This window comes from Herbaspirillum huttiense (assembly GCF_047300815.1).
Lineage (GTDB): Bacteria > Pseudomonadota > Gammaproteobacteria > Burkholderiales > Burkholderiaceae_D > Herbaspirillum > Herbaspirillum huttiense_A.
The window spans coordinates 322,419-348,109 of record NZ_CP178608.1 but is presented as its reverse complement, the minus strand read 5'-3'; the positions used below and the strand labels follow the sequence as shown (position 1 = coordinate 348,109).

Genomic DNA, 25,691 nt, shown 5'->3' with positions numbered 1-25,691 from the left:
GGCCGTCAGAAGGAAAAGTTGCTCAACACATCCGGCATGCCACCCGCCACAGCCTCGGCTTCGCTTTCGGCCAGCTTGACGGCATCCCAGATTTCGAAATGACTCCCCATGCCCAGCAACATCACATCACGCTGCAAACCAACGGCCGCGCGCAATTCAGGCGCGATCAGGATGCGGCCGGCGCTGTCGAGCTCCACGTCCTGGGCGTTGCCCAGGAAGATGCGCTGCCAGGCACGGGCCGACATCGGCCAGTTGGCGATCTGCTCACGATGCGTCTCCCAGGTCGGGCGCGGGAAAAACAGCAGGCAGCCATGCGGATGGCGCGTCACGGTGGCGCGTCCTTCGCACTGCACAATCAGGGCGTCACGATGCTTGGCCGGAATGGTCATCCGTCCTTTGGCATCGAGATTGAGTGCTGACGCGCCCTGGAACACTGTGTTTTTCCTTCGCCTGCGGCGAGTGAGATTGCTGATCGGGTGCCGTGTCCTGCCGGGCAAATGCAAATAACACCACATATGCCCCACAAAAAAACACTTTTTGACACTGCCGCCCACTTTAGTGGATGCACTATTGCAGGTCAAGCGGTATACACCGGGAAAAACCGCGATTTTGCTAATAAAGTCAAAGACTTAGCGCACTTCCTTAAAACCCGCACTTCATAACATTTGTGAGGAAAATGAAGGACTTAGCATTTACATTGAAGGTGCAACCTGAGCTATACACATGTGTTTGGCGCCAGAATTGCGCAACGGCGCGGATTTGCGCCGCATGGAAGAGGGGCTGTGCCCGATTTCGGGGCAGTCCGGCGAGGGGAAATCAAGGGAGTCCGGACGCACCCGATTTGCGAGTGGGGAGGACCAAGGGACATGGATTTTGCAGTGCAACTTAAGTTCAGTGGAAGTCGCTGAAAAGCGGAAAAAAAATCCTGCGGAATTCTGGCGAGCACCATGAGGAATTCGTCGGGAAGGATCGCCGCGTTCAGCGCACATGGGTGGTCAGCCGACGCCGAAATCCGCTTCAAACCCGAAACTTCATCAAATTCTTCAACAAATGAATGGCGGCAAGCGTTTTTGTTTTGACTTCCGCGGCGCGCAGCTTTTACTATCCGTGTCTTTGGGAAGATCGAACCGCAAAAATGGCGCTGGAAAACGTCGTTGGCGGGTGCTCAAAAGCACGTCGATTTTTTTCAATCAAAGGTCGGTCACGCGCAGGTCAAATCGGCTGAAAACGCAGATAGGGCTTGCGGATCCGCCTCATTCCAGTGCTAAAATCTGGGCACCTTAACAGTGAAAGGAATTTTAAAGTGAACAAATCTGAATTGGTTGACGTTATCGCCGCCGACACCGAGATCTCCAAGGCAGCAGCCCAGCGCGCGCTGGACTCCGTCATCGAGAACATCATCAAGGCCGTGACCAAGGGCGATACCGTGCAATTGGTTGGCTTCGGTTCCTTCTCGACCGGCAAGCGCGCTGCTCGCACCGGCCGTAACCCGCAAACCGGCGAAGAAATCAAGATCGCCGCTGCAACCACCGTGAAGTTCTCGGCTGGCAAGGCTTTCAAGGAAGCCGTGAACAAGAAGAAGAAATAATTTCACGCTTCGCGCATTTGAATGCCCTAAACCAGGTTCAGGGCATTCAAATCGAGGCCGATTCGACAGGATCGGCCGCCCCCCGCCTCCCTCGCTTGCCTCCCCGCTTCAGCACTCTCCCCTCCCCTGATTGATCTTCACTTGCGCACTGTGGGCAGTGAATGCATGATGCACCGCATCAGTTTTCGCGCAGGCCGCGCCAGCACAGTTGCCGCGCGGCGCAGCACACACAGCAGGAGCAGTCTGCGTGAGCCGCAAGCTTCGTTTGCCAAGGCCACCCGCAGCGCCTAGAATTTTTTCGACCCGCATTCTGAACACCGCTTCACTACCGCCAGCAGTCCCCGTGCACCATGAACAGCCGGCCCGTCCGGCCCATCCAAGGAGACCGTCGATGAATAGCCCTGCCCAGCGTCCGCCACTTCCTCCCTTCACCCGCGAGACCGCCGCCATGAAGGCGCGTGCCGCCGAAGATGCGTGGAATTCGTGCGATCCGCAACGCGTCTCGCTGGCCTATACCGAAGACAGCCGCTGGCGCAATCGCGCAGACTTCGTCCACGGACGCGCCGAGATCGTCGCCTTCCTCACCCGCAAATGGGCACGCGAACTGGATTACCGCCTCACCAAGGAAGTCTGGGCGCACGAAGGCAACCGCATCGCCGTGCGCTTCGCCTATGAATGGCACGACGATTCGGGGAGCTGGTTCCGCTCCTATGGCAATGAGAATTGGGAATTCGACGAGCATGGCCTGATGCGCCTGCGCCATGCCTCCATCAATGACCTGCCGATCAAGCAAGCCGACCGCAAATTCCACTGGGACCGTTCAGGCCCGCGCCCGGCCGATCATCCGGGCCTGTCCGAACTGGGTCTGTAAGGCCGGACCGCTGGCCCGGCCGGGGAGTGCCTGAAGCCTTTCAGGCACCCAGGTCAGCCAGCGGATGATCCGCCTGCGGCCACGGATCAGCGAAGAAACCGTCCACCCATTGCGGCGTGGCAGCGGCCAGCGAGGCCGGATTCCATTGCGGTTTCTGGTCCTTCTCGATGATCAGCGCGCGGATGCCCTCGACGAAATCGGGGCGTGCTGCGCAATGCAGCGAGACCACGAATTCCAGACGGAACACCTCCGCCAGCGACAGCGGACGCACCCGCTTCTGCAAGGCATAGCCCAGCCAGGCCGAGCCGGGCGAGCCGGCGCGCAGGGTCGCTTGTGCCTTGGCGAGCCAGGCATCCTCGGTCTGCAGAGTGAGGATGCCGTCCACGATCTCGGGCAGCGTGGGCCGGCGGCACAGCGAGTCGATCTGATCGAAATGCGTGCGCAGGTTGGAGGCCGCAAAGACGGCCGTGCCCTCGTTGGAGGAAGAGGCCTGCGCCATGCCCAACACCCGGTCCAGCAGTTCGGCATCATTGCCCTGCCCCCACGGCTGCATCAGCAGGGCATCGATTACCGAGGCCTTGGCGGCGTGCGCCACGCGGTAGTCGGCCAGCCCGGCGAAGAGCGCGTCGTTCGCGTTGAGGTTGGCGCCGGTCAGCGCCAGGAAAATGCCGGTCTTGCCCGGCATGCGCGCCAGGAACCAGCTGCCGCCTACATCCGGATAGAGCCCGATGGTGATCTCCGGCATGGCCAGGCGCGATTTTTCGGTGACCACGCGATGGCTGCAACCGGCCATGAGGCCGATGCCGCCGCCCATGACGATGCCATGGCCCCAGCACAGGATGGGCTTGGCGAAGCTGTGGACAAGATAATCCAGGCGGTACTCGTGCTCGAAGAATTCGGCTGCGTAGGCATTGGCGCGGATGTCCTCGCGCGCAGGCGAGGCGTGATGCCCGCGCATGGAGTGATAGAGCTGCTGCAAATCGCCCCCGGCGCAGAAGGCTTTGTCACCCTGCGCCTGCAGGATCACCATGGCCACGCCCGGATCGTCTTGCCACTGCTGCAGTTGCGGCGTGAGCAGCCGCACCATCTCCAGCGAGATGGCGTGCAGCGTCTTTTCGGAAGCGAGGGTGGCGATGCCGATACGACGGCCGTTGGCGGCCGTCAGTTCTTCGAATGCCACGGGGGCGGCGGTTTGATTCATGGGTCTCCTGGGTCTCTGGCGAGCCCGCAGTGCCCACGGGCCGCAGTGTGTTTTATGGAAATGAATTCAATGAAGCAGGCCGGTAGGCCGGATTCTGTTACGGCGGGAAACCCGCTATGACAGCCATTCCTCTAGGCGACGGATCACTCCGCCGCTCAAGCTTTCTACCCGCACGCTCCGCGAGCCACATCAACGCGTGCCTATTTGAAATTGCTCCGGGTGGAGGTTACCGCGTTTCACCGTAACTGAATACGCTCGTCTCTGTGGCCCTGTTCCTCGCCTTATACCGGCTTGCGCCGGCTTTCAGCGGACGGCCGTTAACCGTCACCCTGCTCTGTGGAGTCCGGACCTTCCTCCCGCCGCCTCCTTGCGAAGGCGGCCAGCGGCTGTCTGGCCTGCATCGGGCGCTATTGTAGCGCAGCATGGGCCGGCGCCGGGCATCGGCCGTTGCAAAACGCTTTTGCGCGCGCGCAAAAGCTCATGCCAATTCGGCATGTGACACGGTTGCGGCTCTTCGGTAGTCTGCTGCTGATCCGCTGCAGGCCACGCGCCGCGCGGTTCTTGACTGACTTCAACGAAATTCCATGCATATCTGCGTAATGGGCGCCGGCGTGATCGGCGTGACCACTGCCTACCGTCTCCTGCAGGATGGCCATCAGGTCAGCCTCATCGATGCTCGCCAACAGCCCGGCGAGGGCACCAGCCAGGGCAATGGCGCCCAGCTCAGTTACTCCTATGTGGCGCCGCTGGCCGACCCCTCGGTCTGGACCAAGTGGGCTTACTACCTGTTCAGCAAGGATTCGCCGCTGACCATCCGGCCTACCGCCGATCCCGGCCAGTACCGCTGGCTGCTGGACTTCCTGCGCTGCTGCAACGCGCAGCGGGTGCGCCAGACCACCATCGACCTGCTGCAACTTGCCTTCTACAGCCGCGATCAGCTCACGCAATGGAACGCCGGCCTGCAGCTGTCATTCGACCATCAACGATCCGGCAAGCTGGTGATGTTCACCGACGCGCAGGGACTGGAAGCCGCCGCGCAGCAGGTGCAATTCCAGTCGCAATACGGCTGCCAACAGGAAGTCCTGAGCGCGGCCGAATGCATCCGCATCGAACCGGCGCTGGGCCACTCGCAGCGCGACTGGGTCGGCGGCGTCTACACGCCCAGTGAAGAAGCCGGCGATTGCCCGCAGTTCTGCCGCGCGCTGGTAGCGTCCATGCAGGCCCATCCGAACTTCCGCTTCATCGGTGGTACCCGCGTCAGTGAGGTGCGCCTTGAAGGCCGCGCGCTGCGTGCGGTACAGGCCGGTGGCCAATGGATCGCCGCCGATCGCTTCGTGCTGGCGCTGGGCGCCGAGAGCGTGGAGTTCGCCCGCTTGCTGGACTTGCGCCTGCCGCTCTATCCGCTCAAGGGTTACAGCATCACCGTACCGCTGGAGGACGAAGCCAGCCGCACGGCAGCACCCCAGGTCTCCATCACCGACATCGCCCGGAAGATCGTCTATGCGCGCCTGGGCCAGCGCCTGCGCGTGGCCGGACGCATCGAGCTGGTGGGCCAGGATCACAGCATCCCGCCGGCGGCCATCGAAGAATTGAAGAACGGCCTGCGCGAACTCTTCCCTGGCTGTGCGCTGGGTGAGGATGCCACGCTGGCGCCGTGGATGGGCTTCCGTCCGGCCACCCCGAGCGGCGTGCCGATCGTGGGCGCCTCGCCGGTGGAGAATCTTCATCTCAACATCGGCCAGGGTGCGCTGGGCTGGACGCTGGCCTGCGGCAGCGCGGCGCTGGTGGCCGACCAGATCGCCGGCCGCCGGCGCGCCATCGACGACACGGCCTTCCAGTACCGCGGCTGAAGAAGTTTCATGCCAGGCTTCGGCATTCGGACTTAACATGGTCTCTGGCCTGCAATGGCGCAGGCCCATCCATGGGAGACGAACGATGCGGGAAAACCGGCTGCGCACCCTCTTCGCGCAACAGCAACTGGCCCTCTCGGGCTGGGTATCGATGGGCAATTCGCTGCTGGCCGAGGTGCTGGGCCACAGCGGCTACGATGCGGTGACGGTGGACTTGCAGCACGGTCCGTTCTCGATCGAATCGGCGCTGCCCATGCTGCAGGCCATCTCCAGCACGCCCGCCGTGCCGCTGGTGCGCTGTTCCGAAAACAGCCTGGGAGAAATCAACAAGCTGCTCGATGCCGGTGCCTATGGCGTGATCTGCCCGCTCATCAACACGGCGGCCGACGCCGAGCGCTTCGTGCGCGCCTGCCATTATTCACCGCGCGGCGGACGCAGCTATGGACCGGCGCGCGGTTTCCTGTATGGCGGCGCAGACTACTTCGCGCACGCCAACGCCACCATCCTGACCCTGGCCATGATCGAAACCCGCGAAGGCTACGCCAACGCTGAAGCGATCCTGCAGACCCCGGACCTGGACGGCATCTTCATCGGCCCCAGCGACCTGGCCATCGAATTGGGCCTGGCGCCGGATGCCTACGAGGATGCACGCCTCAACGAGGCCATCGATCATCTGCTGGCGCTGGCGCGCAAGCTGGGCAAATACGCGGGGATCTTCGCCGGCACCATGGAGATGGCGCAGCGCATGAAGGGCATTGGCATGAACCTGGTGGTGCCGGGCACTGACATTCAGCAGATCAAGGCGGAGGGGGCCCGCAGGATCGCTGCGTTGCGGTGATAAAGAGGAAATATGAAGTGTGCACCGGCCAATCGGACCTGGCCGGTTGAAATCGGGACGACTTGGTGAAGAAAAAGGCGGAAAACCATCTGCCTTTTCGTCAGGCACTCAACCGGCAAAACTGATTTGCGGCTTCAGTCCCAGCTTGCCGGCCAGGGTCACCAGCATATCCAGGCTGAAATCCTCGACCTTGCCTTTCAACAGCCGGGAAACGCGCGGCTGCGTGATGCCCAGTTCCTCGGCGGCCTTGGCCTGGGTCCATCCTTTTTCTTTCAGCCGCTGCGAGGTTTGCGCCAGTACCTTCACGCGCATGAGCATGACTTCCGCCTCGGCAGGTTCAAAGCCGAGATCAATGAACACGTTGCCGCTACCGGAAACAATGCTGTCGTCATTCCAGCGGGGATCAGTCGTTTGCATGTTCAAGCTCCTATCATTCGGTAACGCCGGGCTGCAAGATCGATATCGGCCTTTTCGGTTTTCTGCGTCTTCTTCTGAAAGGCGTGAAGCACATAGATCGCTTCGGCAAACTTGGCCACGTACATCACACGAAATGCACCACTGGCTTTGTCTCGATAGCGAATCTCGTAGACACCCTGGCCGACGTTTGGCATGGATTTGAAGTCGCTGGGCTCGACGCCGAACTGAACGCGAGCCAACTCTCCACCCAAGACGCGCCGCACATCGTCGGGCATATCACGCAGGTCAGAGAGACTGGAACCGAGAAAACGCAGGGGCTTCATGCAAAAATAATACAAGTACTTGCATATTTATGCAAGTACTTGAATAAGCATTAACCGCCTCCTGATGCGCCGTTCAGCCCCTCACCACCCGCCCAAAGAACGGATAATTCGGATCGTTGTACCCATGCGTGGACGCATGCCCCGGCGTGACCAGGCTGTCGACCAGTGCCTCTTCCTCGGCGCTGATCTTCATTTCCGCCGCATCGTAGTAATCCTCCATCTGCGCCAGCGTGCGCGGTCCGGCGATGACGCTGCTGATGGACGCGTTGGCCAGCACCCAGGCGGTGGCGAACTGGCCCAGCTTGATGCCGCGCGCTTCACAATGCTGCTGCAGGCGCTGGGCGATCAGCAGCGATTCCTCGCGGAATTCGGTCTCCATCATGCGCTTGTCGCCGCGGCCGGCTCGCGTGTCCTGCGGCGGCTTCTGGCCGGGCTGGTACTTGCCGGTCAGCACGCCGCGTGCAATCGGGCTGTAAGGCACCACGCCCAGACCATAGTTGGCGCAGGCCGGCAGGATTTCCACTTCGGGCTGGCGGTTCAACAGGTTGTAATACGGCTGGCACACCAGCGGCAGCGGGACGTTGTTCTTCTCGCACAGGCGCACGATCTCGGCAATGCGCCAGCCACGGAAATTGGAGACGCCAAAGCCGCGGATCTTGCCCGCACGGATCAAATCGCCCAGCGCCTGCACGGCCTCTTCCAGGTTCTCGTCCTGGTAGTCGCGGTGCATGTAGAGGATGTCGAGGTAATCGGTATCGAGCCGCTTGAGGATGCTTTCGGTCTCGCGCACGATCCAGCTGCGCGAGTAGTTCGACTCATTGGGCTTGCCGCTCATGGCATTGCCCAGCTTGCTGGCCAGCACCCACTCATGGCGCTGCCCGGCCAGCAGCTTGCCGACGATTTCCTCGGACTTGCCCTTGGTGTAGACGTCCGCCGTATCGATGAAATTGATGCCGTGCTCGCGGGCCGATGCCACGATGCGGCCGGACTCTTCCAGATCGGTCTGGTCCCCGAACATCATGGACCCCAGACACAGGGCCGATACCTTCAGGTTGCTCTTGCCGAGGCGACGATAATGCATGCTGTCTCCGAATCAAATGGGATGTGGATAACTTAACTGCCGCAAGCCGCTCATTCTAGCGAGCCTCCGCAACACCTGCTCAAGCTCACAGCACCGGCGCTTCCTCTTCCTGCCAGCGCCGCTTGTCGCGCAGCGGCGGCGCACCGAACAGGCGGCTGTATTCACGGCTGAACTGCGACGAACTCTCGTAACCCACGCGATGCGCGGCAGTGGCCACGCTGGCGTCGGCGGTGAGGATCAATTTGCGGGCTTCCTGCAGGCGCAAATTCTTCTGGTATTGCAGCGGACTCATGGCCGTCACCAGCTTGAAATGGTGATGCAGCGAAGAAACGCTCATATGCACATCGCGCGCCACATCCTCGATGCGCAAGGCCTGGTCATAACCCTCCTTGATGAGGCGGATGGCCTTGGCCACGCGGTTCATCTGGCTGTCCTGCAGCACGGTCTGGCGCAACAGCGCTCCCTGCCCGTTCATCAGCAGGCGATACAGGATCTCGCGCCGGATCATCGGCGCCATGATCGGCACATCGCGCGGGGTCTCATGCAGGCGCAACAGGCGCAGCACCGCATCGAGGAGGTCGACATCCAGGCGGTTCACATACAGGCCGCGCGCAGCCCCTTCGCCGACATTGGCGGAGGCGGGAAGATTCTCGTCGCCGATCAGCTCACCGATTTCCTGGGTATCGAGCTCCAGCCGCAAACCCAGATAGGGTTCATCGGGACTGGTCACCATGACCTTGCCGACCACCGGCAGATCCACCGAGGCAACCAGGTAATGCATGGGATCGTATTCGTAGATTTCATCGCCCACGAAGATGCGCTTGGAACCCTGCGCAATCACCGCAAAGACCGGCTTCTGCACCGCATGCTTGGGGCCGGTCGGACAGGTGATGCGATAGATTTCCAGGTTGGGGATGGCCGTGGCCAGCATGCCTTCGACGCCGGCCGTATAACGCTCCAGCAGTTGCAGCAGCTCCTGCTGCATGGCCTGGAAACGCGGATCATCCTGCGCCCGGGCGGGTGCACTCTCCACGGCCTCACTCAGCAGCAGCGGGCCGGCATCCTGAACGGAATGCAGATCGAGGTCCATAAGCTCCTCTCATTGAAAGACAGACGCGACTGTAGCGCGGACTGGCAACTGCCTGATCCTCCGCCCTCCATCGACGGAGAATCGGGCAAGAATTTTGCAGGATCAGGTATGCCCTTGCACGATTGAGCGCGGCCACCATCGCAACATATCGCCACAACACCCGTCCCAGCGCGATTCCACCTGAAACTCCAGCGACCAGGAATAGAGAATCGGGCAAAAAATCAGCAGCTTAAGGCACGCGAAAACACCGGCCCGCCCTGCATAATCCTCGCCGAACCCAAGCCAGATGTGCGCCGATCAGAACACGCTCTCGGCGATGTTGTATTGCTCCACCACCGTGCGCACCGTGGTCGACTCGGGCTTGTTGACGAAGTGGCACTCGCTGTCTTCCATGCCCATGGTGCAGGCCTTGTTCAGGGGGCAGGTGGCGAACAGTTCGGCCACCCAGTCCACGAAGGCGCGTACTTTGGGCGAGAGATGGCGGTTGTGCAGGTACACCACGGAAATGGGCAGCGGAGCCGGCTTCCATTGCGACAGCACCTCCACCAGGCGGCCCTCATCGAGGTGGCGCGACACCATGTAGAGCGGGGCCTGCACCATCCCGAACCCTTGCAGTGCGCACTCGACGTAGGCATCGGCATCGTTGACCGAGAGACGGCCATTCATCTTCACCTCGCGGGTGATGCCCTCGACCACGAAGTCCCAGTCGATGGTGCGGCCGGTGCGGCTGGAGAAGTAATGCACCGACTGGTGCTGCTGCAGGTCTTCGATGGTGTGCGGCACGCCATGGCGCTCCAGGTAGGTGGGCGAGGCGCAGGTGACGGTCTGGAAGGTACCGATGCGGCGCGCCACCATCGAGGAATCCTGCAGGTCGCCCACGCGGATGACGCAGTCCACCGCTTCCTGCACCAGGTCCACCGGACGGTCGCCCATGCCCATGACCAGCTCGATGTCCGGGTACTTGCTGTAGAAGTCGCACAGGTTGGGCAGCAGCATGAGCCGGCCGATGGAGCCGGGCACGTCGATGCGCAGCCGCCCCTGCGGGCCGCGGGTGACGTTGCGGAAGGATTGTTCAGTCTCGTCGACGTCGGCCAGGATGCGCACGCAGCGCTCGTAATACGCCGCGCCGTCGGGCGTGAGGCTGATGCGGCGGGTGGTGCGGTTCAACAGGCGCACCTTGAGCATGCTCTCCAGCCCCTGGATCAGGGTGGTCACGGTAGTACGCGGCAGGTTCAGGTTGTCGGCAGCGCGCGTGAAGCTGTTGGCATCCACCACAGCAGTAAAGACTTGCATGGCCTGGAAACGGTCCATCGCTCTCTCCTTTGAGGCCGCCGCCAGACAAACACCGGCGCGGCAAACGGGGGCCAAGACTGTTTCATGCAAGCCCAGGCGCCGCCCCCGGCGCGCCGTCTTGCGATGAGGGGATGGACCTCGATCAGGGTGACCAGCCTCATCCCAATTTAAACCAAATAACGACAAAAGCCAGCCAACTTTGCGTATCAGATGGCAACGTGACCCATATTGCTGCGCCACTTCCGCCCTCTGAACCCGCTGTAACAAGGCTTTTACTTCACTGAAAGGACCAGCAAAGTGAACGAATTGATCGTCCTGATTGTTCAGACTTACCGAACAGTGTTGTTGGATTATAGGTGTTTATTTGAGTCCCTGCTGTGGCGCACAATCCGCTTCATTCTTGGACAAGTGGCTTCGGCCCAGGCGCTCATCATGCAAGCTTCCGCTCCGCTGGACATCCGCAATTTCTTCGTTCCCGGCCCGCTGGGACGTATTCCCGTGCGCCTGTACCAGCCCGCTGCTGCCCTGGGCAAGGGCGAAAAACGCCCGCTGGTGCTGTACTTCCACGGTGGCGGTTTCACCAGCGGTTCGCTGGATGACGCCGATACCCCGGCCAGCTTCCTGGCCGAGCACAACCAGGCCGTGGTGCTGTCGGTGGGCTACGCGCTGGCGCCGGCCAAGCCCTTCCCGGCCGCGCCCGAAGATGCCTTCGCAGCTGCCACCTGGGCCTGCAAGAACGCCGCCGAGCTGAAGGTCGACCTGGACCGCATGGTGGTAGCCGGTGACGACGCCGGCGGCAGCCTGGCCGCCAGCCTGACGATGATGACCCGCGACCGCTGCGGCAAGCCGCTGGCCGCCCAGGTATTGATCAGCCCGATGCTGGACCCGAGCATGCGCCTGCTGGGTGATGCCACCCGCCTGCAATCGGACGTTACCGCCGAAAATTGCGCGGCCAGCTATCGCCAGTACCTGCCGCAAACCATGCAGCGCCTGCATCCCTATGCCGCGCCGCTGGAAGTGAGCCGCCTGGCGGGCTTGCCGCCGGCCTTCATCGCCACCGCCGAACGCGACGTGCTCTGCCCGGAGGCCGAGAAATATGCCTCCAGCCTGATCCTGGCCGGCGTTCCGACGCAGGTGTCGCGCTTCGTGGGCATCACCCATGGCGCGCTGCGCACCCACCTGCCCTTGCTGACCGAGATCGTCAATTTCCTGCGCTGCCGCTTCGCCACGCTGCGACGCGATGCCACGCTCCCCGAATTCCTGCCGCATCCGCTTCACCCCTCCACTTCACTCTGAGGATAAGAAAATGAATACTCCCGCTCCGCTGCGCAAACGCTTCGCTCTCACTGCCACGGTCGTGGCCGTCATCGCCCTCTCGGTCGGTGGCGCCATCTCCGTGGTGGGCCTGTCGGCCAATGCTTCCACTGCCCCGACCGCAGCTGCGGCTGGCGCGCCGGTGGATGTGGCCGAAGTGGTCCAGCGCCAGATCATCGACTGGCAATCCTATTCAGGCCGCATCGAAGCGGTCGATCGCGTCGAGGTCCGTCCGCTGGTAGGCGGAACCCTGACGGCCGTGCACTTCAAGGATGGCGCACTGGTCAAGAAGGGCGACGTGCTCTTCACCATCGATCCGCGTCCGTATGAAGCCGAAGTCGCCCGCGCCGAAGCACAACTGGCCGGCGCCGAAGCGCGTGCCGGCTATACCGCCTCCGACCTGGCCCGTGGCCAGCGCCTGCTGGGCGACAACGCCATCGCCAAGCGCGATTTCGAAGAGAAGCAGAACGCCTCGCGCGAAGCTTCGGCCAATGTCGCCGCCGCCCGCGCTGCCCTGCGTGCGGCCCGCCTGAACCTGGAATACACCCGCATCACCGCACCGGTCTCGGGCCGCATCTCGCGCGCCGAAGTGACCGTGGGCAACGTGGTGAACCCGGGTGCAGCCAATACCCCGCTGACCACGCTGGTGTCGGTAGCCAAGGTCTATGCCTCCTTCGACGTGGATGAACAAAGCTTCCTGAAGTACGTGAACCCGGCGCGCGCCGCCGGCGCCTCCGTGCCGGTGGAGCTGGGCCTGGCCAATGAAGACGGCTACTCCCGCAAGGGTCGCGTCGGCTCGGTGGACAACCGCCTCGATACTGCCTCAGGCACCATCCGCGTGCGCGCCATCTTCGACAACGCCGATGGCCAGCTGGTCCCGGGCCTGTATGCGCGCGTGCGCCTGGGCGGCGGCGAGCCGCACCAGGCCGTGCTGATCGACGAAAAGGCGCTCGGTACCGACCAGGACAAGCGCTTCGTCATGGTGGCCGACAAGGACAACAAGGCCAATTACCGCCAGGTGGTGGTGGGCGCCGGCCATGACGGCCTGGTGGTGATCGAAAAGGGTCTGCAGCCGGGTGAACGCATCGTGGTCAACGGCCTGCAACGCATTCGTCCGGGTGACCCCATCACCCCGACCGTGGTGCCGATGCAGGCGCAGAACGCCAAGGCTGCACCGGCCGCTGCCGCCGGCAAGGCCTGATCCGCACCAGCGCTCTCGCATTCAAGGAAGAACAAGTCGCAGGGGCTGCAAGGCCCGCTGCCAGGGCATTTGCATCCTGACGACTGACAAGGAACCCACATGAATATCTCAAAATTCTTCATCGACCGCCCGATCTTCGCGGGCGTGCTGTCGGTACTGCTGCTGCTGGGCGGCGTGCTGGCCATGCTGCAGCTACCCATCTCCGAATATCCGGAAGTGGTGCCGCCTTCCGTGGTGGTACGCGCGCAGTATCCCGGCGCCAACCCCAAGGTGATCGCTGAAACGGTGGCCTCGCCGCTGGAAGAGCAGATCAACGGCGTCGAAAACATGCTCTACATGCAGTCGCAGGCCAACAGCGACGGCAACCTCACCATCACCGTCAACTTCCGCCTGGGCGTCGATCCCGACAAGGCCCAGCAGCTGGTGCAGAACCGCGTCTCGCAAGCCCTGCCGCGCCTGCCGGAAGACGTGCAGCGACTGGGCGTGACCACGCTCAAATCCTCGCCCACGCTGACCATGGTGGTGCACCTGACCTCGCCCGACAACCGCTACGACACCACCTACCTGCGCAACTACGCGGTCCTGAACGTCAAGGACCGGCTGGCGCGTATCCAGGGCGTGGGTGAAGTCGGCCTGTTCGGCTCGGGCAACTACGCCATGCGCGTCTGGCTCGATCCCAACAAGGTGGCCCAGCGCGGCCTGACGGCCACCGACGTGGTGCGCGCCATCCGCGAGCAGAACGTGCAGGTGGCGGCCGGTGTGATCGGTGCCTCGCCCAGCTCGCCGGAAACGCCGCTGCAATTGTCGGTGAACGCCCAGGGTCGCCTGAAGACCGAAGGCGAATTCCGCGACATTATCCTGAAGGCCTCGCCGGACGGCGCCACCACCCGCCTGGGTGACGTGGCCCGCGTGGAACTGGCCGCCTCCGAATACGGCCTGCGCTCGCTGCTGGACAACAAGCCCGCCGTGGCCATCCCCATCTTCCAGGCCCCCGGTGCCAATGCGCTGGATGTCTCGACCCAGGTGCGCGCGGCGATGAAGGAATTGTCGGCCGACTTCCCCAGCTCGGTGAGCTACAGCATCGTCTATGACCCGACCCAGTTCGTGCGGGCTTCCATCGAAGCGGTGGTGCATACCCTGCTGGAAGCCATTGCATTGGTCGTGATCGTGGTGATCATCTTCCTGCAGACCTGGCGCGCTTCCATCATTCCGCTCTTGGCCGTGCCGGTCTCCATCATCGGTACCTTCTCGCTGATGCTGGGCTTTGGCTACACCATCAATGCACTGTCGCTGTTCGGGATGGTGCTGGCCATCGGTATCGTGGTCGATGATGCCATCGTGGTGGTGGAAAACGTGGAGCGCAACATCGGTGCCGGCCTCTCGCCGCGCGACGCTACCTATCGCGCCATGCAGGAAGTCTCGGGCCCCATCATCGCCATTGCGCTGACGCTGGTAGCGGTGTTCGTGCCGCTGGCCTTCATGACCGGCCTGACCGGCCAGTTCTACAAGCAGTTCGCGATGACCATTGCGATCTCCACCGTCATCTCGGCCTTCAATTCGTTGACGCTGTCCCCGGCCCTGGCCGCCCTGCTGCTCAAGGGCCACGGCGACAAGCCGGACTGGCTGACGCGCCAGATGGACCGTTTCCTGGGTGGCTTCTTCATCCGCTTCAACCGCTTCTTCAACCGTGCCTCCGACAACTACGGTGGCGGCGTGACCGGCGTGATCAAGCGCAAGGGTGCCACCATGGGTGTGTATGTGGTGCTGCTGGCGGCTACCCTGGGCGTGTCCTACATCGTCCCCGGCGGCTTCGTGCCAGGCCAGGACAAGCAGTACCTGGTGGCGTTCGCCCAGTTGCCCAATGGCGCCTCGATCGACCGCAGTGAAGAAGTGATGCGCAAGATGAGCGACATCATGCTGAAGGAACCGGGCGTGGCCAGTGCGATTGCCTTCCCTGGCCTGTCCATCAACGGTTTCACCAACAGCTCTTCGGCCGGTATCGTCTTCGTGGGCCTGAAGCCTTTCGAGGAACGCAAGAGCAAGGAACTGTCGGGCAATGCCATTGCCGCCTCGCTGAACAAGAAATTCGGCGGCATCAAGGAAGCCTTCACCGCCGTCTTCCCGCCGCCGCCGGTGATGGGCCTGGGTACGCTGGGTGGCTTCAAGATGCAGATCGAAGACCGCGATGCGCTGGGCTACGCCGAACTGGACAAGGCTGCGCAAGCCTTCATGAAGGCCGCTGCCAAGGAACCGGCGCTGGGCCCGATGTTCTCCAGCTACCAGATCAACGTGCCGCAGCTGGATGTGGAACTGGATCGCGTCAAGGCCAAGCAGCTGGGCATTCCGGTCACCGACGTCTTCAACACCATGCAGATCTACCTGGGTTCGCTGTACGTAAACGACTTCAACCGCTTCGGCCGCGTCTATCAGGTGCGGGCCCAGGCTGATGCGCCCTTCCGCGCCAAGGCCGAGGACATCGCGCAACTGAAGACCCGCAACGATGCCGGCGAGATGGTGCCGCTGTCCTCCGTGGTGAAGGTCAAGCAGACCTTTGGTCCGGAAATGGTGGTGCGCTACAACGGCTATACCGCGGCTGACATCAACGGTGGTCCGGCCCCGGGTTATTCCTCGGACCAGGCCCAGGCTGCGGCTGAAAGGGTGGCTGCAGCCACCCTGCCGCGCGGCATCAAGTTCGAATGGACCGACCTGACCTACCAGAAGATCCTGGCCGGCAATGCAGGCGTGTGGGTGTTCCCGATCAGCGTGCTGCTGGTGTTCCTGGTGCTGGCGGCACTCTATGAAAGCCTGACCCTGCCGCTGGCCGTGATCCTGATCGTGCCGATGAGCATCCTGGCGGCACTGACCGGTGTGTGGCTCACCCGTGGCGACAACAACATCTTCACCCAGATCGGCCTGATGGTGCTGGTGGGCCTGTCGGCCAAGAACGCCATCCTGATCGTGGAATTTGCCCGCGAACTGGAGATGCAGGGCCGCACTGCCGTGCAAGCCGCCATCGAAGCCAGCCGCCTGCGTCTGCGCCCGATCCTGATGACCTCGATCGCCTTCATCATGGGTGTGGTGCCGCTGGTGACCTCTTCCGGCGCCGGTTCGGAAATGCGCCATGCGATGGGCATTGCGGTGTTCTTCGGCATGCTGGGCGTGACCCTCTTCGGCCTGTTCCTCACGCCCGTGTTCTATGTCCTGCTGCGTACCATCGACCGCCGCGCACTGCACTCGGCATCGCATCACGAAGCCCCGATGACCGCCGGCACCCACATCGCCCACGCTGCACCGGGCGCACAGGATGATCGCTGATCTGCGGATCGGCCCATGAATGGAGCAAGAAAAATGATGACCCAATCTCTCTCGATCGGCCGCCTGCTGCGCCCCGTGCGCATCAGCTCGGCCCTGCTGGCGGCATTGCTGGTGTTAGCCGGCTGCTCGGTGGCCCCGACCTATGAACGTCCGGCGGTGGACACCCCGGCCGCCTTCAAGGAAGCCGCCCCTGCGCCGCAGACCGGCGAGAACGGCAGCCAGTGGAAGACCGCGCAACCGGCCGAAGACATCGCCCGTGGCCAGTGGTGGAAGATCTTCGGCGATGACAAGTTGAACACCCTCGAAGACACCGCCCAGCAAGCCAACCAGGACCTCAAGGCGGCCGCCGCCCGCCTGGGCCAGGCGCGCGCCCTGACCCGCGATGCGCGCTCGGGCTACTTCCCGCAGGTGGATGCAGGGGTCGGTGCGACCCGCCAGCGCCCGTCGCCCGCCTCGCAAGGCTTGCCGGCCGATGCCAACACACAACCGTTCACTCTTTATCGTGCTCAGGTGAACGTTTCTTACGAAGTCGACCTTTTCGGCCGGGTCGCCTCGACCGTCGATGCCGCCACCGCCGACGCCCAGCGCAGCGAAGCGCTGTTCCACTCGGTGCTGCTGGCCCTGCAGGCCGATGTGGCACAGCAGTACTTCCAGGTACGTGAGTTGGACGCCGCCGCCGAGCTCTATCGCGGCACCGTCGAACTGCGCCAGGAATCGCTGCGCCTGGTGCAGCGCCGCTTCGATGAGGGCGACATCAGTGAAGTGGACGTGGCCCGCGCCCGTTCCGAACTGGCCTCGGCCCAATCGGAAGCGCTGGGCATCGCCCGCCAGCGCGCCACCGCCGAACACGCGCTGGCCATCCTGCTGGGCCGCACCCCGGCCGAGTTCTCGCTGCCGCCGCAACCGCTGACGCGCCTGAGCGTGTCGGTGCCGGCCGGGCTGCCCTCGACGCTGCTGGAGCGCCGTCCGGACATCGCCGCTGCCGAACGCGCCATGGCCGCCGCCAATGCCCGCGTGGGCGTGGCCAAGTCGGCCTTCTTCCCGGCGCTGAACCTGACCGGTGGCCTGGGGTATGAGTCGGCACAACTGGGTGATCTGTTCAACTGGTCCAGCCGCACCTTCCTCCTGGGCCCGCTGGTGGGCACGGCGCTGTCGATGCCCCTGTTCGATGGCGGCCGCCGCCAGGCCGGTGTGGATCGTGCACGCGCCAGCTATGAAGAGCAGGTGGCGACTTATCGCGGCACGGTCCTGAACGCCTTCCGCGAAGTGGAAGACAACCTGGCCAACCTGCGCATCCTGGACGACCAGAATCGCGCGCAAGACGAAGCCGTAGCCGCTTCCTCGCGTGCCGCCAAGCTCTCGCACACGCAGTACCGCGAGGGCGCGGTCAGCTACTTCAGCGTCATCGATGCCGACCGTACCGTGCTGCAAACCCGGCGCGCCTCGGTCACGCTCGATGGCGAACGTGCCCGCGCAACAGTCAACCTGATCCGTGCCCTGGGCGGCGGATGGGGTGGACCGGCCACGCAGCTGTCCTCTTCGCAGTAAGCCCCTGCCGGGCCTGCTGTCCTGCGGCAGGTCCGGCCCGACCCAAGCCATTTCTGGAGAGATCACCATGACCATCACCCTTTACCAGGCCAGCATCCCGTTGCTGGTGCGCGGCCTGAACACCCTTTCCACACTGCTCGAGAAGGCCGAGCAGCATGCCAGCCAACACCAGCTGGATGCGCAGCAACTGCTGTCGGCCCGCCTGTATGAAGACATGTTCCCGCTGTCGGCCCAGATCCAGCGCGCCAGCGATACCGCCAAGGCCACCGCCAGCCGCCTCTCGGGCGTGGCCGCACCGGCCTTTGCCGATGACGAGGCCAGCTTTGACGAACTGCAGGCGCGCATCAACAAGACCCTGCTGTTCCTGGAAACGGTCACGCCCGAGACCGTTGACGGCCAGGAAGAACGCCCGGTCACCATGAAGCTGCGCGGCGAAGAGCGCACCCTGACCGCCCAGGAGTACCTGACCGTGTTCGGCCTGCCCAACTTCCTGTTCCACGTCACCACTGCCTACGGCATCCTGCGCCAGCAAGGCGTGAAGCTGGGCAAGATGGACTTCCTCGGCCTGTAATGCCCATGCAAAAGCGGCCCGCATCCTGCGATGCGGGCCGTTCCTGAAGCGATCGTTTTCCCGTGGTATTTTGCCCGCCCCGCGTCGTGTCTCCACGCGCCGGCGGGCTTTTTTACGCCACCTGCGGCAAGCCCGCGCGTTCCAGCAACTGGCTGCAACGCTGCGACAAGGCCACCACGCGCAGCGTCTTGCCGGTACGAACGTAGCGCTCGGCCAGGGTCTGCACGGCCGCGATAGCGGAGTGGTCGGCCAGGCGCAGGTGGCGGCAATCCAGGGTGACCTGTTGCGGATCGTTGGCCGTATCGAAGAGGTCGAGGAAGTGCGTGGTGGAGGCAAAGAACAGTGTGCCCTGCGGCAGGTAAGTACGGCTGCCGTCGGCCTCGTCGCGGCGCTCGGCGCTGATTTCACGCGCATGCTGCCAGGCGAAGTTGAGCGCGGTGATGACGATGCCGCACAAGACGGCCACGGCCAGGTCGGTCAGCACCGTGATGATGGTCACGGCGATGATGACCAGCGCATCGCTGCGCGGCACCTTGCCCAGCACGCGCAGCGAACCCCAGGCAAAGGTTTCCTGCGCCACCACGAACATCACACCAGCCAGCGCGGCCAGCGGAATGCGCTCGATGGCCGGTGACAGGAAGAGGATGAACAACAGGATCATCCCGCCCGCCACCACCCCCGAAAGACGCGAGCGCCCGCCCGAACCGAGGTTGATCATGGTCTGGCCGATCATGGCACAGCCACCCATGCCGCCGAACAATCCGGAGACGATGTTGGCCGCGCCCAGCGCCAGGCATTCGCGGTTGGCCTGGCCACGGCTGGCGGTGATCTCGTCGGTGAGGTTGAAGGTCAGCAGGGTTTCCAGCAGGCCGACGATGGCCATCAACACCGCATAGGGACCGATGATGCGCAGCGTCTCCAGGTTCATCGGCACGCTGGGCCAGTGCAGTGGTGGCAGGCCACCGGCGATCTGCGCCATGTCAGCCAGGGTGCGGGTGTGCAGGCCACTGAGGTAGGTCACCAGGCCCACGCCGAGAATGGCTGCCAGCGCCGGCGGAATCGCCTTGGTCACGCGCGGCAGCAGCCACACGACCAGCATGGTGGCCAGGGTCAGGCCGATCATGATGGCCAGCGCCCCACCCTGCAGCCATTGCGGACCAGCGGGCGTCTCGACGCGGAAATGTTCCAGCTGCGACATCGCAATCACGATGGCCAGGCCATTGACGAAGCCCAGCATCACCGGATGCGGCACCATGCGCACCAGCTTGCCCAGCCGCAGCGCGCCGAAGAGCAGCATGATCAGGCCCGAGAGCACCACCGTGGCCAGGAAATACTGTGCACCATGCTGGACGACCAGGGCCACGATGACCACCGCCATCGAGCCGGCCGCCCCGGAAATCATGCCCGGGCGGCCACCGAAGAGGGCCGTGATGGTACAGATGAAGAAAGCGCCATACAGCCCCATGAGCGGGTTCAACTGCGCCACCAGCGCAAAGGCGATGCATTCGGGCACCAGCGCAAACGAGGTGGTGAGGCCGGCCAGAACGTTCTGGCGCAGGTCGCGCAGGCGCGAAGTGGGAGCAATGGTCGTCATGGACAAGATCAGCAGGAAATCAGCCGCCGCAGGAGCAGACATTGCGGCAGGTGTGGAAAAACAAGGGAGACCGGCAAGATGCCGTGCCGGCAAGTCAGGCGCGCCGGGCAGGGATGAAGGCACTATTTTACCGCATTGCAGCATAAGGGCCCCGCAAGCCCTTTACGGTCTCATTCCCGCGAATACAGTACCCGCAGCGCCACGCGCCGCTCCTCCGGCGGCAACTGGTTGACCGCGCGCAGGTAGGCGATGGAGGCATCGCAGGTGGCATCGGGGTCGGCCTGGCGCCGCAAGGGTGAGGACAGCAGTTTCAATTGTTCCTGGGTCAGCGGCGCGAGCGCCTTGCGCATCACGCGGGTACGCTCGGCCAGGCTGTAGCGGCCGGCATTGGCCGGGTCGGCGTCCCGCAGCAGGCGCTGCGTCATCACCTGCTCGCGGTTGGCGAATTCCTGGGGCAACGCCGATTGCGGGGCTTCGCGGCCGGCCGCCGCCTCCGCGCGCGAGCGCGGGTAGATCAGTTCGGTGCAGGCCGCCACGCTGATGCCGCGCAGGGCCACGGCTTCGTCCAGCAGCAATTGCTGGAATTCGGCCAGCGACTGGTCCGAAGCGATGGGCAACAGGCGCCGGCTCAGCAGTCCGACCTGCTCGCGCCCCACGGCCAGGATCTCAGCATCCGAGGCATGGGCCTGCACCTTGGCCCAGGCCAGGTCGATGGTGCGGGCGAAGTCGGCGGGGTGATAGCGCGCCATGATGTCGAACAGCGCGCCCTTCTTGAATTCGGCCTCCAGCACGTCGCGCGAGGTGGCGATGGTGGCCAGCTGGGCGGTCTCGCCACCCGGCGCCAGCCGCGTCAGCACGCCCGCCTGCAAGAGCTGGCCCAGTTCCGGATACCAGCTTTGCGCGGCCGGCGTGTCGGCGATGCGTTCGATGAAATCATGCGGCAGACCCAGCTTGCCGTAGGTGTCGAAGGTCAGCTTGCGGTCGAAGCTCTTGTTGATGCGGTCATCACCGCCGACGGTATAGAGCGTATGGAAACCGATGTGGGCGCGCGGGTCCATGGCGCGATCGCGGCCGGCCAGGAAGGCCAGTGTGCAGGAAGATGAACACTCCTGCTCCACGTAGGTATTGAGCTGGTGGCGGCGGATCACATCGCCCACCAGCTTGCCTTCGCGCACCCAGCCGCCAGCCGAATAGAGCACCACTGTCCTCACTGCCGGATGCTGCTGCAGGAGGGCCTCCAAACCATCGGCGGCACCGTCGTTCATGCCCCCTTGCAGCAAGACCGAGCGGCCATCCACCCGCACCTGGTACACCACGGGCGGACCCAGCTGCTTGCCCAGCGCAATGTCGAATTGTTCACGTACCGAATGCGCCGCGCGCCAGGTGCTGGTGGCCATGCTGATGACGCCGCAGACGATGAGGAACTTGACCACCACCTCGGCCCAGCGCCGTCCGCCGCGCGCCACGTGCCGGCTGGCCGAGCGCCAGCAGCCGCACACGCCCCAGGTCCAGGCCAGGTAGCTGAAGGCGGCGATGCCCAGCACGCCGGCCATGCCGTAGCGCGCGGGCATGTCGTTGGTCAGCCGTGCCAGCACGGAAATGGCCAGCGCCGGCACCAGCGAGGTCAGCAGGACGGTATGCAGCCAGTAGGAACGGCCGAGCGAATAATCACCGCGCCAATGACGGCGCAGGAAACTGGCGGGCGGGCGAGCGGGAACGGACAATCGGGTTACTGCCTGGGACACGTGATGCTTTTCCTCGATGCGCCGGCGCACGTTGCGACGGCGTCTGCAATGAAGGGAAACGTCATGAAGCCATCAGCATAACCCAGCTTGGCCCGCTGTTGCGCTTTCAGCCGCCATGGCCGGGGATGCGCGACAGGTCGACCTCGTCGATCTGGCTGGGATGCATGAATTGCTCGGCGTATTTCTCGTAGATGCGTTCGCGCACGAACAGGTCGAACAGGTCGGGGTCGATGTGGTTGCGCGCCTTGAATCCGGCCAGGATGTCCACCGCCTCGTTGAGCGTGTTGCCGCGCTTGTAGGGACGGTCGGCGGCGGTCACCGCCTCGAAGATATCGGCCACCGCCATGATGCGCGCCTGTACCGACATCTGATCGCGCGTCAATCCCTTGGGGTAGCCCTTGCCGTCCATGCGCTCGTGGTGGCCGCCGGCGAACTCGGTCACGCGCGCCAGCTGCTTGGGCCACGGCAGCGACTCCAGCATGCGGATGGTGATGACGATGTGATTGTTGATGATGGCGCGCTCGGCATCGTTGAGGGTGCCGGCACGGATGCGCAGGTTGCCGGCTTCCTCGTCATCGAGCAGCTTGCGGACCTGGCCATCGGGACCGCGCCAGCTGCGCTCGGCGATGTCGAGCACGCGTTGCTGGTCTTCGGCGCGCATGCCCTCGTTGCCGTAGTTGATCCGGCGCAGGAAATTGCGCTCCTCGTCCAGCTGCAGCCGTTCGGCCTGCAAGGCAGCATCCAGCTCGGCCGCCTTGTCTGACGTCAAGGCCGCGCCCAGGGCCAGCTTTTCCTGCAGCACGCGGATCTCGGCGTCGCGCTTGAGGACTTCGAAACGGGTATCGACCAGGTGGATGCGGTCGAAGATGGTTTCCAGCTTGGTGGCTTTTTCGACGATGTGGCTGGGCGTACCGATCTTGCCGCAATCGTGCAGCAACGCGGCCAGCCACAGTTCGCGGCGGTCGGCGTCGCTCATGCGGAAGTCAGCCAGCGGACCTTCGGTGGCATTGTGCGCGGCCTCGGCCAGCATCATGGCCAGCTGCGGCACCTGCTCGCAGTGGCGGCCGGTGTGCGGGGACTTCTCGCCGATGCCGATGTTGATGAGCTTGATGAGGCTCTCGAAGAGGTTTTCCAGACGCCCGATGAGCTGCTGGTTGGTCATGGCCATGGCCGCCTGCGAGGCCAGTGCCTCGATGAAGCGCTGGTCGGTCTCGGAGAAGGGGACAGTCTGGCCGCTCTCGGGATCGATGGCATTGATGAGCTGCAGCACGCCCACCAGTTCGCCTTCGTGATCCTGCATCGGCACGGTCAGGATGGACTGCGAGCGGTAGCCATACTTCTCGTCGAAAAGCCGCATGCCGTTGAAATTGAAACCGGTGGCCTGGTAGACATCGGCAATGTTGACCGAATGCCGGGTGTTGGCCGCATAGGCCGCCACCGCCGCCAGGTTGGGCTTGCCGTCCGGCAGGGTCAGGGCGATGTCGGGAATGGAGACCGCCTGGCCGCTGCTGCCGCCCTGGTGCATCTTCAGGGTCTGGTTGACCGAGATGTCGAAGCACAGCGCCTCGCCGTTTTCGGTGCTGCGGTAGAGCGTGCCGCCATCGGCGCGGGTGATGTCGCGCGCGGTCAAGAGGATGCGTTCCAGCAACAGGGGAATGTCGCGCTGGCTGCCCAGCTCGCGGCACAGTTCGGTCAGCCGCTCCAGGCGATAGGCGATGTCGCGGTGCTCGCCGGCGGTGGGCGCCAGATCATGCCTGCTGGCCGGCGCGCTCATGCTGCCCGCTCCCCGGCGCGGCAGTGCTGGCACTGGCCGGTCTGGCAGGTATAGGCTGCTGGTTGGACTGCTGGCAACATGCGGCTCCCTGAAGCGTTGGCGGATGAACTCGGCGCGGTCATTGCGGCATGGCAACGCCGGCGCACTTTTTACGGATGCTTTTTCGGCATCATCTAGATTCTAGAACGAGAGCGCACGCCGTCTTGCAGCGAACTTGGGGGGAATTGGCCGCCAATTCTGCGCTTGGCGCAACCACAGTTGCAAACACGTCGCCACGGTTGAGCTCAGGGTTCTCCCGATTGCGCGTATGCGCCGAATCCCTTAACATCCCGGTATGTTGCATGATTTGCCACATCGTCCGCAAAGCCAGTCCTGGCAAGGGTTTCCGGACTGCAACAAGCTTCCTTTCCAGTCAGCACCGCGGGGGCGGCGACGGAAGCTTCCATCCTATGAGCGGCAATCACAATGCGTGTAGAAATTTTGGGCTGCAGCGGCGGCATCGGTGGCAATGGCATGCGCACCACCTCCCTGCTCATCGATGACGATATCCTGATCGACGCCGGCACCGGCGTAGGCGACCTGCCGCTGGCGCGGCTGGCGAAGATCGATCACGTCTTCATCACGCACGCGCACCTGGATCACATCGCCTGCCTGCCGCTGATGATCGACAGCGTGGGCGACATGCGCAGCACGCCCCTGACCATGCATGCCACGCCGGCGACCCTGGAGATCATCCGCAAGCACATCTTCAACTGGCACATCTGGCCCGACTTCAGCGTCATCCCCACGCCCGAGCAAGCCTTCTTGCGCTTTGCCACCCTCGAACTGGGCCAGCCGGTGGAGATCGGCCAGCGCAGCATCACGCCGCTGCCGGCAGCCCATACGGTGCCAGCGGTCGGTTACGAAGTGCGCAATCACGCCAGCGGCGCGTCGCTGGCCTTCAGTGGCGACACCTGTATCTGCCCGCCGCTGTGGGACGCGGTCAATCGCATCGCGCAGCTGCGCTATCTCATCATCGAAGCTGCCTTCGCCAACCGCGACCGCGAGCTGGCCCTGCTCTCCAAGCACCTGTGCCCCAGCCTGCTGCTGGAAGAACTGCAGCACCTGCAAGGCCGCCCCGAGGTCTTGATCACGCATGCCAAACCCGGCCAACTGGAAGAGATCGCCGCCGAGATCGCCGCCGGCCACAGCGTACACCAGCCGCGCATGCTGGCCGCGGGCACTCTCCTGGAATTCTGAGCCGCCGCCGCACCCGCAAAAAAAGGCGCCGCACCGGCGCCTTTTTTCATGGCCGCCTGCGGCGCCCTGGCGCTTACTGGGTCACGCAGGCATCGAGCTTGGCCGCCCCGATTTTTTGGGTACCGGTATTGCCGTTGCTGCTGATGGCCGGCGGCATCGTCACCGTCACGCCCTGCGCGGGCGGCACGATCACCGGCGGTTGCGAGAGCGAAGGCACGAAGCCGAACTGGCCCGCGCTATAGAGCTGCGTTCCGCTCGGGTTGGTGACCTGGATGGCCCCGGTCACCACATCCACGTGCAAGCCATTGGCCGGTGGCTGGCCGCTCGGGGTCGGTACGCCGCCGCAATCGTTCTGGCAGAACAGGGCACCGAAGTGGGTGCCGCGAATACCGATGGTGGCCGTGGGCGTATCGAAGTTGACCGCCTCGTGATTGCGCTTGCCCACCAGCCCGGTCACCGCGCGCAGGCCGCCCTTGACCAGGCCGATGGCAACGGCGTCGTTCTTCGGTTCTTTCTCGTCATAGAGGTATTTGCTTACGGCCACCTCGGAGCCCGGGCGCAGCACGATCTCGCCGTTGTCGACGAACTTCACGCGTGCATAGGTCTCGCGCTCGGTGATGAGCGTGTCGCCTTGCAGGATGGCCGATTTCACCGACAGCACCACGCGCGCTCCATCGGCATGGCGCACGCTCAACACGCCCGACAGGTGAGTCACCTGCCCGACCACCGGTTGCGATTGCGCAAAGGCCGACATCGCCACCATCCACAGGAACACCAGGAGCAGCGCTGCGCAAGGAATCCGCAGCGGCGCGGGCAGGTTTTGCTTGAAGAAATTCAT

At 63.8% G+C, this 25,691-nt stretch carries 22 protein-coding genes and 1 other RNA gene; 11 read left to right on the top strand and 12 right to left on the bottom strand.

The annotated features are described in order from the left end of the window. Positions 1 to 5: 5 nt before the first annotated feature. A complete protein-coding gene (gene mraZ / locus ACLRDN_RS01620; RefSeq protein WP_006465511.1) occupies positions 6 to 434 on the bottom strand; it encodes a division/cell wall cluster transcriptional repressor MraZ in 429 nt (142 codons plus the stop codon). A 553-nt stretch (positions 435 to 987) separates the two neighbouring features. On the opposite strand from mraZ, the gene ACLRDN_RS01615 reads away from it, so the two are divergent. The 3 genes from ACLRDN_RS01615 (at position 988) to ACLRDN_RS01605 (ending at position 2,459) form a co-directional block, all read left to right on the top strand. After that, positions 988 to 1,284, top strand: coding sequence for a hypothetical protein (locus ACLRDN_RS01615; protein WP_413458695.1), 297 nt, complete (start codon positions 988 to 990; stop codon positions 1,282 to 1,284). A 19-nt stretch (positions 1,285 to 1,303) separates the two neighbouring features. Further along, positions 1,304 to 1,588 carry an HU family DNA-binding protein gene (locus ACLRDN_RS01610; RefSeq protein WP_006465510.1) on the top strand — a complete coding sequence of 95 codons (285 nt, stop codon included), beginning with the start codon at positions 1,304 to 1,306 and terminating at the stop codon, positions 1,586 to 1,588. 391 nt (positions 1,589 to 1,979) lie between these two features. Then, positions 1,980 to 2,459 carry a DUF1348 family protein gene (locus tag ACLRDN_RS01605; RefSeq protein WP_413458694.1) on the top strand — a complete coding sequence of 160 codons (480 nt, stop codon included), beginning with the start codon at positions 1,980 to 1,982 and terminating at the stop codon, positions 2,457 to 2,459. A 40-nt stretch (positions 2,460 to 2,499) separates the two neighbouring features. Here the strand turns inward: ACLRDN_RS01605 and ACLRDN_RS01600 are convergent, their stop codons facing one another. After that, complete coding sequence (locus ACLRDN_RS01600; protein ID WP_413458693.1) at positions 2,500 to 3,660, bottom strand: enoyl-CoA hydratase/isomerase family protein; 1,161 nt, start codon at positions 3,658 to 3,660, stop codon at positions 2,500 to 2,502. 67 nt (positions 3,661 to 3,727) lie between these two features. Next, an RNA gene (rnpB, locus tag ACLRDN_RS01595) (RNase P RNA component class A) lies at positions 3,728 to 4,062 on the bottom strand. Positions 4,063 to 4,244: 182 nt separating this feature from the next. On the opposite strand from rnpB, the gene ACLRDN_RS01590 reads away from it, so the two are divergent. Together ACLRDN_RS01590 and ACLRDN_RS01585 are read left to right on the top strand one after the other, a co-directional pair. Beyond that, positions 4,245 to 5,510 (top strand): D-amino acid dehydrogenase, encoded by a 1,266-nt coding sequence (locus ACLRDN_RS01590; RefSeq protein WP_413458692.1) that lies wholly within the window; start codon positions 4,245 to 4,247, stop codon positions 5,508 to 5,510. Between the two features lie 85 nt (positions 5,511 to 5,595). Further along, complete coding sequence (locus ACLRDN_RS01585; protein ID WP_413458691.1) at positions 5,596 to 6,348, top strand: HpcH/HpaI aldolase family protein; 753 nt, start codon at positions 5,596 to 5,598, stop codon at positions 6,346 to 6,348. 108 nt (positions 6,349 to 6,456) lie between these two features. Here the strand turns inward: ACLRDN_RS01585 and ACLRDN_RS01580 are convergent, their stop codons facing one another. From ACLRDN_RS01580 to ACLRDN_RS01560, 5 genes are all read right to left on the bottom strand, one after another. Further along, complete coding sequence (locus ACLRDN_RS01580; protein ID WP_034330433.1) at positions 6,457 to 6,765, bottom strand: helix-turn-helix domain-containing protein; 309 nt, start codon at positions 6,763 to 6,765, stop codon at positions 6,457 to 6,459. 2 nt (positions 6,766 to 6,767) lie between these two features. Next, complete coding sequence (locus ACLRDN_RS01575; RefSeq protein ID WP_209533736.1) at positions 6,768 to 7,088, bottom strand: type II toxin-antitoxin system RelE/ParE family toxin; 321 nt, start codon at positions 7,086 to 7,088, stop codon at positions 6,768 to 6,770. 73 nt (positions 7,089 to 7,161) lie between these two features. Beyond that, positions 7,162 to 8,169 (bottom strand): aldo/keto reductase, encoded by a 1,008-nt coding sequence (locus ACLRDN_RS01570; protein WP_413458690.1) that lies wholly within the window; start codon positions 8,167 to 8,169, stop codon positions 7,162 to 7,164. Positions 8,170 to 8,254: 85 nt separating this feature from the next. Beyond that, a complete protein-coding gene (locus tag ACLRDN_RS01565) occupies positions 8,255 to 9,259 on the bottom strand; it encodes an AraC family transcriptional regulator (RefSeq protein WP_413458689.1) in 1,005 nt (334 codons plus the stop codon). Positions 9,260 to 9,556: 297 nt separating this feature from the next. After that, the gene (locus ACLRDN_RS01560) at positions 9,557 to 10,570 is read right to left on the bottom strand and encodes a LysR family transcriptional regulator (protein WP_413458688.1); all 1,014 of its coding nucleotides are present in this window, start codon (positions 10,568 to 10,570) and stop codon (positions 9,557 to 9,559) included. A 414-nt stretch (positions 10,571 to 10,984) separates the two neighbouring features. On the opposite strand from ACLRDN_RS01560, the gene ACLRDN_RS01555 reads away from it, so the two are divergent. From ACLRDN_RS01555 to ACLRDN_RS01535, 5 genes are all read left to right on the top strand, one after another. Then, positions 10,985 to 11,848: an alpha/beta hydrolase gene (locus ACLRDN_RS01555; protein ID WP_413458687.1), complete on the top strand. Its 864-nt coding sequence runs from the start codon at positions 10,985 to 10,987 to the stop codon at positions 11,846 to 11,848. Positions 11,849 to 11,858: 10 nt separating this feature from the next. Beyond that, positions 11,859 to 13,067, top strand: a complete 1,209-nt coding sequence (locus ACLRDN_RS01550; RefSeq protein WP_413458686.1) for an efflux RND transporter periplasmic adaptor subunit — start codon at positions 11,859 to 11,861, stop codon at positions 13,065 to 13,067. Positions 13,068 to 13,166: 99 nt separating this feature from the next. Further along, positions 13,167 to 16,382 (top strand): efflux RND transporter permease subunit, encoded by a 3,216-nt coding sequence (locus tag ACLRDN_RS01545; RefSeq protein ID WP_413458685.1) that lies wholly within the window; start codon positions 13,167 to 13,169, stop codon positions 16,380 to 16,382. Between the two features lie 33 nt (positions 16,383 to 16,415). After that, positions 16,416 to 17,930, top strand: a complete 1,515-nt coding sequence (locus ACLRDN_RS01540; RefSeq protein WP_413458684.1) for an efflux transporter outer membrane subunit — start codon at positions 16,416 to 16,418, stop codon at positions 17,928 to 17,930. A 67-nt stretch (positions 17,931 to 17,997) separates the two neighbouring features. Beyond that, entirely contained in the window at positions 17,998 to 18,501 is a 504-nt protein-coding gene (locus ACLRDN_RS01535; protein ID WP_413458683.1) for a DUF1993 domain-containing protein, read from the top strand. Between the two features lie 112 nt (positions 18,502 to 18,613). Here the strand turns inward: ACLRDN_RS01535 and ACLRDN_RS01530 are convergent, their stop codons facing one another. From ACLRDN_RS01530 to ACLRDN_RS01520, 3 genes are all read right to left on the bottom strand, one after another. Continuing rightward, positions 18,614 to 20,095, bottom strand: coding sequence for a SulP family inorganic anion transporter (locus ACLRDN_RS01530; protein WP_413458682.1), 1,482 nt, complete (start codon positions 20,093 to 20,095; stop codon positions 18,614 to 18,616). Between the two features lie 170 nt (positions 20,096 to 20,265). Beyond that, entirely contained in the window at positions 20,266 to 21,840 is a 1,575-nt protein-coding gene (locus ACLRDN_RS01525) for a hypothetical protein (protein WP_413458681.1), read from the bottom strand. A gap of 106 nt (positions 21,841 to 21,946) precedes the next feature. Then, entirely contained in the window at positions 21,947 to 23,614 is a 1,668-nt protein-coding gene (locus tag ACLRDN_RS01520; RefSeq protein WP_413458680.1) for an HD-GYP domain-containing protein, read from the bottom strand. 465 nt (positions 23,615 to 24,079) lie between these two features. Here ACLRDN_RS01520 and ACLRDN_RS01515 point away from each other — a divergent pair, with 465 nt between their 5' ends. After that, a complete protein-coding gene (locus ACLRDN_RS01515; protein WP_413458679.1) occupies positions 24,080 to 24,853 on the top strand; it encodes an MBL fold metallo-hydrolase in 774 nt (257 codons plus the stop codon). Between the two features lie 73 nt (positions 24,854 to 24,926). Here the strand turns inward: ACLRDN_RS01515 and ACLRDN_RS01510 are convergent, their stop codons facing one another. After that, positions 24,927 to 25,691, bottom strand: a complete 765-nt coding sequence (locus ACLRDN_RS01510) for a FecR domain-containing protein (RefSeq protein ID WP_413458678.1) — start codon at positions 25,689 to 25,691, stop codon at positions 24,927 to 24,929.

What these genes read in the sequence shown, in the direction of transcription:
- ACLRDN_RS01590 (WP_413458692.1), top strand. Translation starts at nt 4,245, where the DNA reads ATGCATATCTGCGTAATGGGCGCCGGCGTGATCGGCGTGACCACTGCC.
- ACLRDN_RS01540 (WP_413458684.1), top strand. Translation starts at nt 16,416, where the DNA reads ATGATGACCCAATCTCTCTCGATCGGCCGCCTGCTGCGCCCCGTGCGC.
- ACLRDN_RS01605 (WP_413458694.1), top strand. Translation starts at nt 1,980, where the DNA reads ATGAATAGCCCTGCCCAGCGTCCGCCACTTCCTCCCTTCACCCGCGAG.
- ACLRDN_RS01545 (WP_413458685.1), top strand. Translation starts at nt 13,167, where the DNA reads ATGAATATCTCAAAATTCTTCATCGACCGCCCGATCTTCGCGGGCGTG.
- ACLRDN_RS01530 (WP_413458682.1), bottom strand. Translation starts at nt 20,095, where the DNA reads ATGACGACCATTGCTCCCACTTCGCGCCTGCGCGACCTGCGCCAGAAC.
- ACLRDN_RS01560 (WP_413458688.1), bottom strand. Translation starts at nt 10,570, where the DNA reads ATGGACCGTTTCCAGGCCATGCAAGTCTTTACTGCTGTGGTGGATGCC.
- ACLRDN_RS01510 (WP_413458678.1), bottom strand. Translation starts at nt 25,691, where the DNA reads ATGAATTTCTTCAAGCAAAACCTGCCCGCGCCGCTGCGGATTCCTTGC.
- ACLRDN_RS01575 (WP_209533736.1), bottom strand. Translation starts at nt 7,088, where the DNA reads ATGAAGCCCCTGCGTTTTCTCGGTTCCAGTCTCTCTGACCTGCGTGAT.
- ACLRDN_RS01555 (WP_413458687.1), top strand. Translation starts at nt 10,985, where the DNA reads ATGCAAGCTTCCGCTCCGCTGGACATCCGCAATTTCTTCGTTCCCGGC.
- ACLRDN_RS01600 (WP_413458693.1), bottom strand. Translation starts at nt 3,660, where the DNA reads ATGAATCAAACCGCCGCCCCCGTGGCATTCGAAGAACTGACGGCCGCC.
- ACLRDN_RS01550 (WP_413458686.1), top strand. Translation starts at nt 11,859, where the DNA reads ATGAATACTCCCGCTCCGCTGCGCAAACGCTTCGCTCTCACTGCCACG.
- ACLRDN_RS01570 (WP_413458690.1), bottom strand. Translation starts at nt 8,169, where the DNA reads ATGCATTATCGTCGCCTCGGCAAGAGCAACCTGAAGGTATCGGCCCTG.
- ACLRDN_RS01520 (WP_413458680.1), bottom strand. Translation starts at nt 23,614, where the DNA reads ATGAGCGCGCCGGCCAGCAGGCATGATCTGGCGCCCACCGCCGGCGAG.
- ACLRDN_RS01615 (WP_413458695.1), top strand. Translation starts at nt 988, where the DNA reads ATGGGTGGTCAGCCGACGCCGAAATCCGCTTCAAACCCGAAACTTCAT.
- ACLRDN_RS01580 (WP_034330433.1), bottom strand. Translation starts at nt 6,765, where the DNA reads ATGCAAACGACTGATCCCCGCTGGAATGACGACAGCATTGTTTCCGGT.
- ACLRDN_RS01585 (WP_413458691.1), top strand. Translation starts at nt 5,596, where the DNA reads ATGCGGGAAAACCGGCTGCGCACCCTCTTCGCGCAACAGCAACTGGCC.
- ACLRDN_RS01515 (WP_413458679.1), top strand. Translation starts at nt 24,080, where the DNA reads ATGCGTGTAGAAATTTTGGGCTGCAGCGGCGGCATCGGTGGCAATGGC.
- ACLRDN_RS01535 (WP_413458683.1), top strand. Translation starts at nt 17,998, where the DNA reads ATGACCATCACCCTTTACCAGGCCAGCATCCCGTTGCTGGTGCGCGGC.
- ACLRDN_RS01565 (WP_413458689.1), bottom strand. Translation starts at nt 9,259, where the DNA reads ATGGACCTCGATCTGCATTCCGTTCAGGATGCCGGCCCGCTGCTGCTG.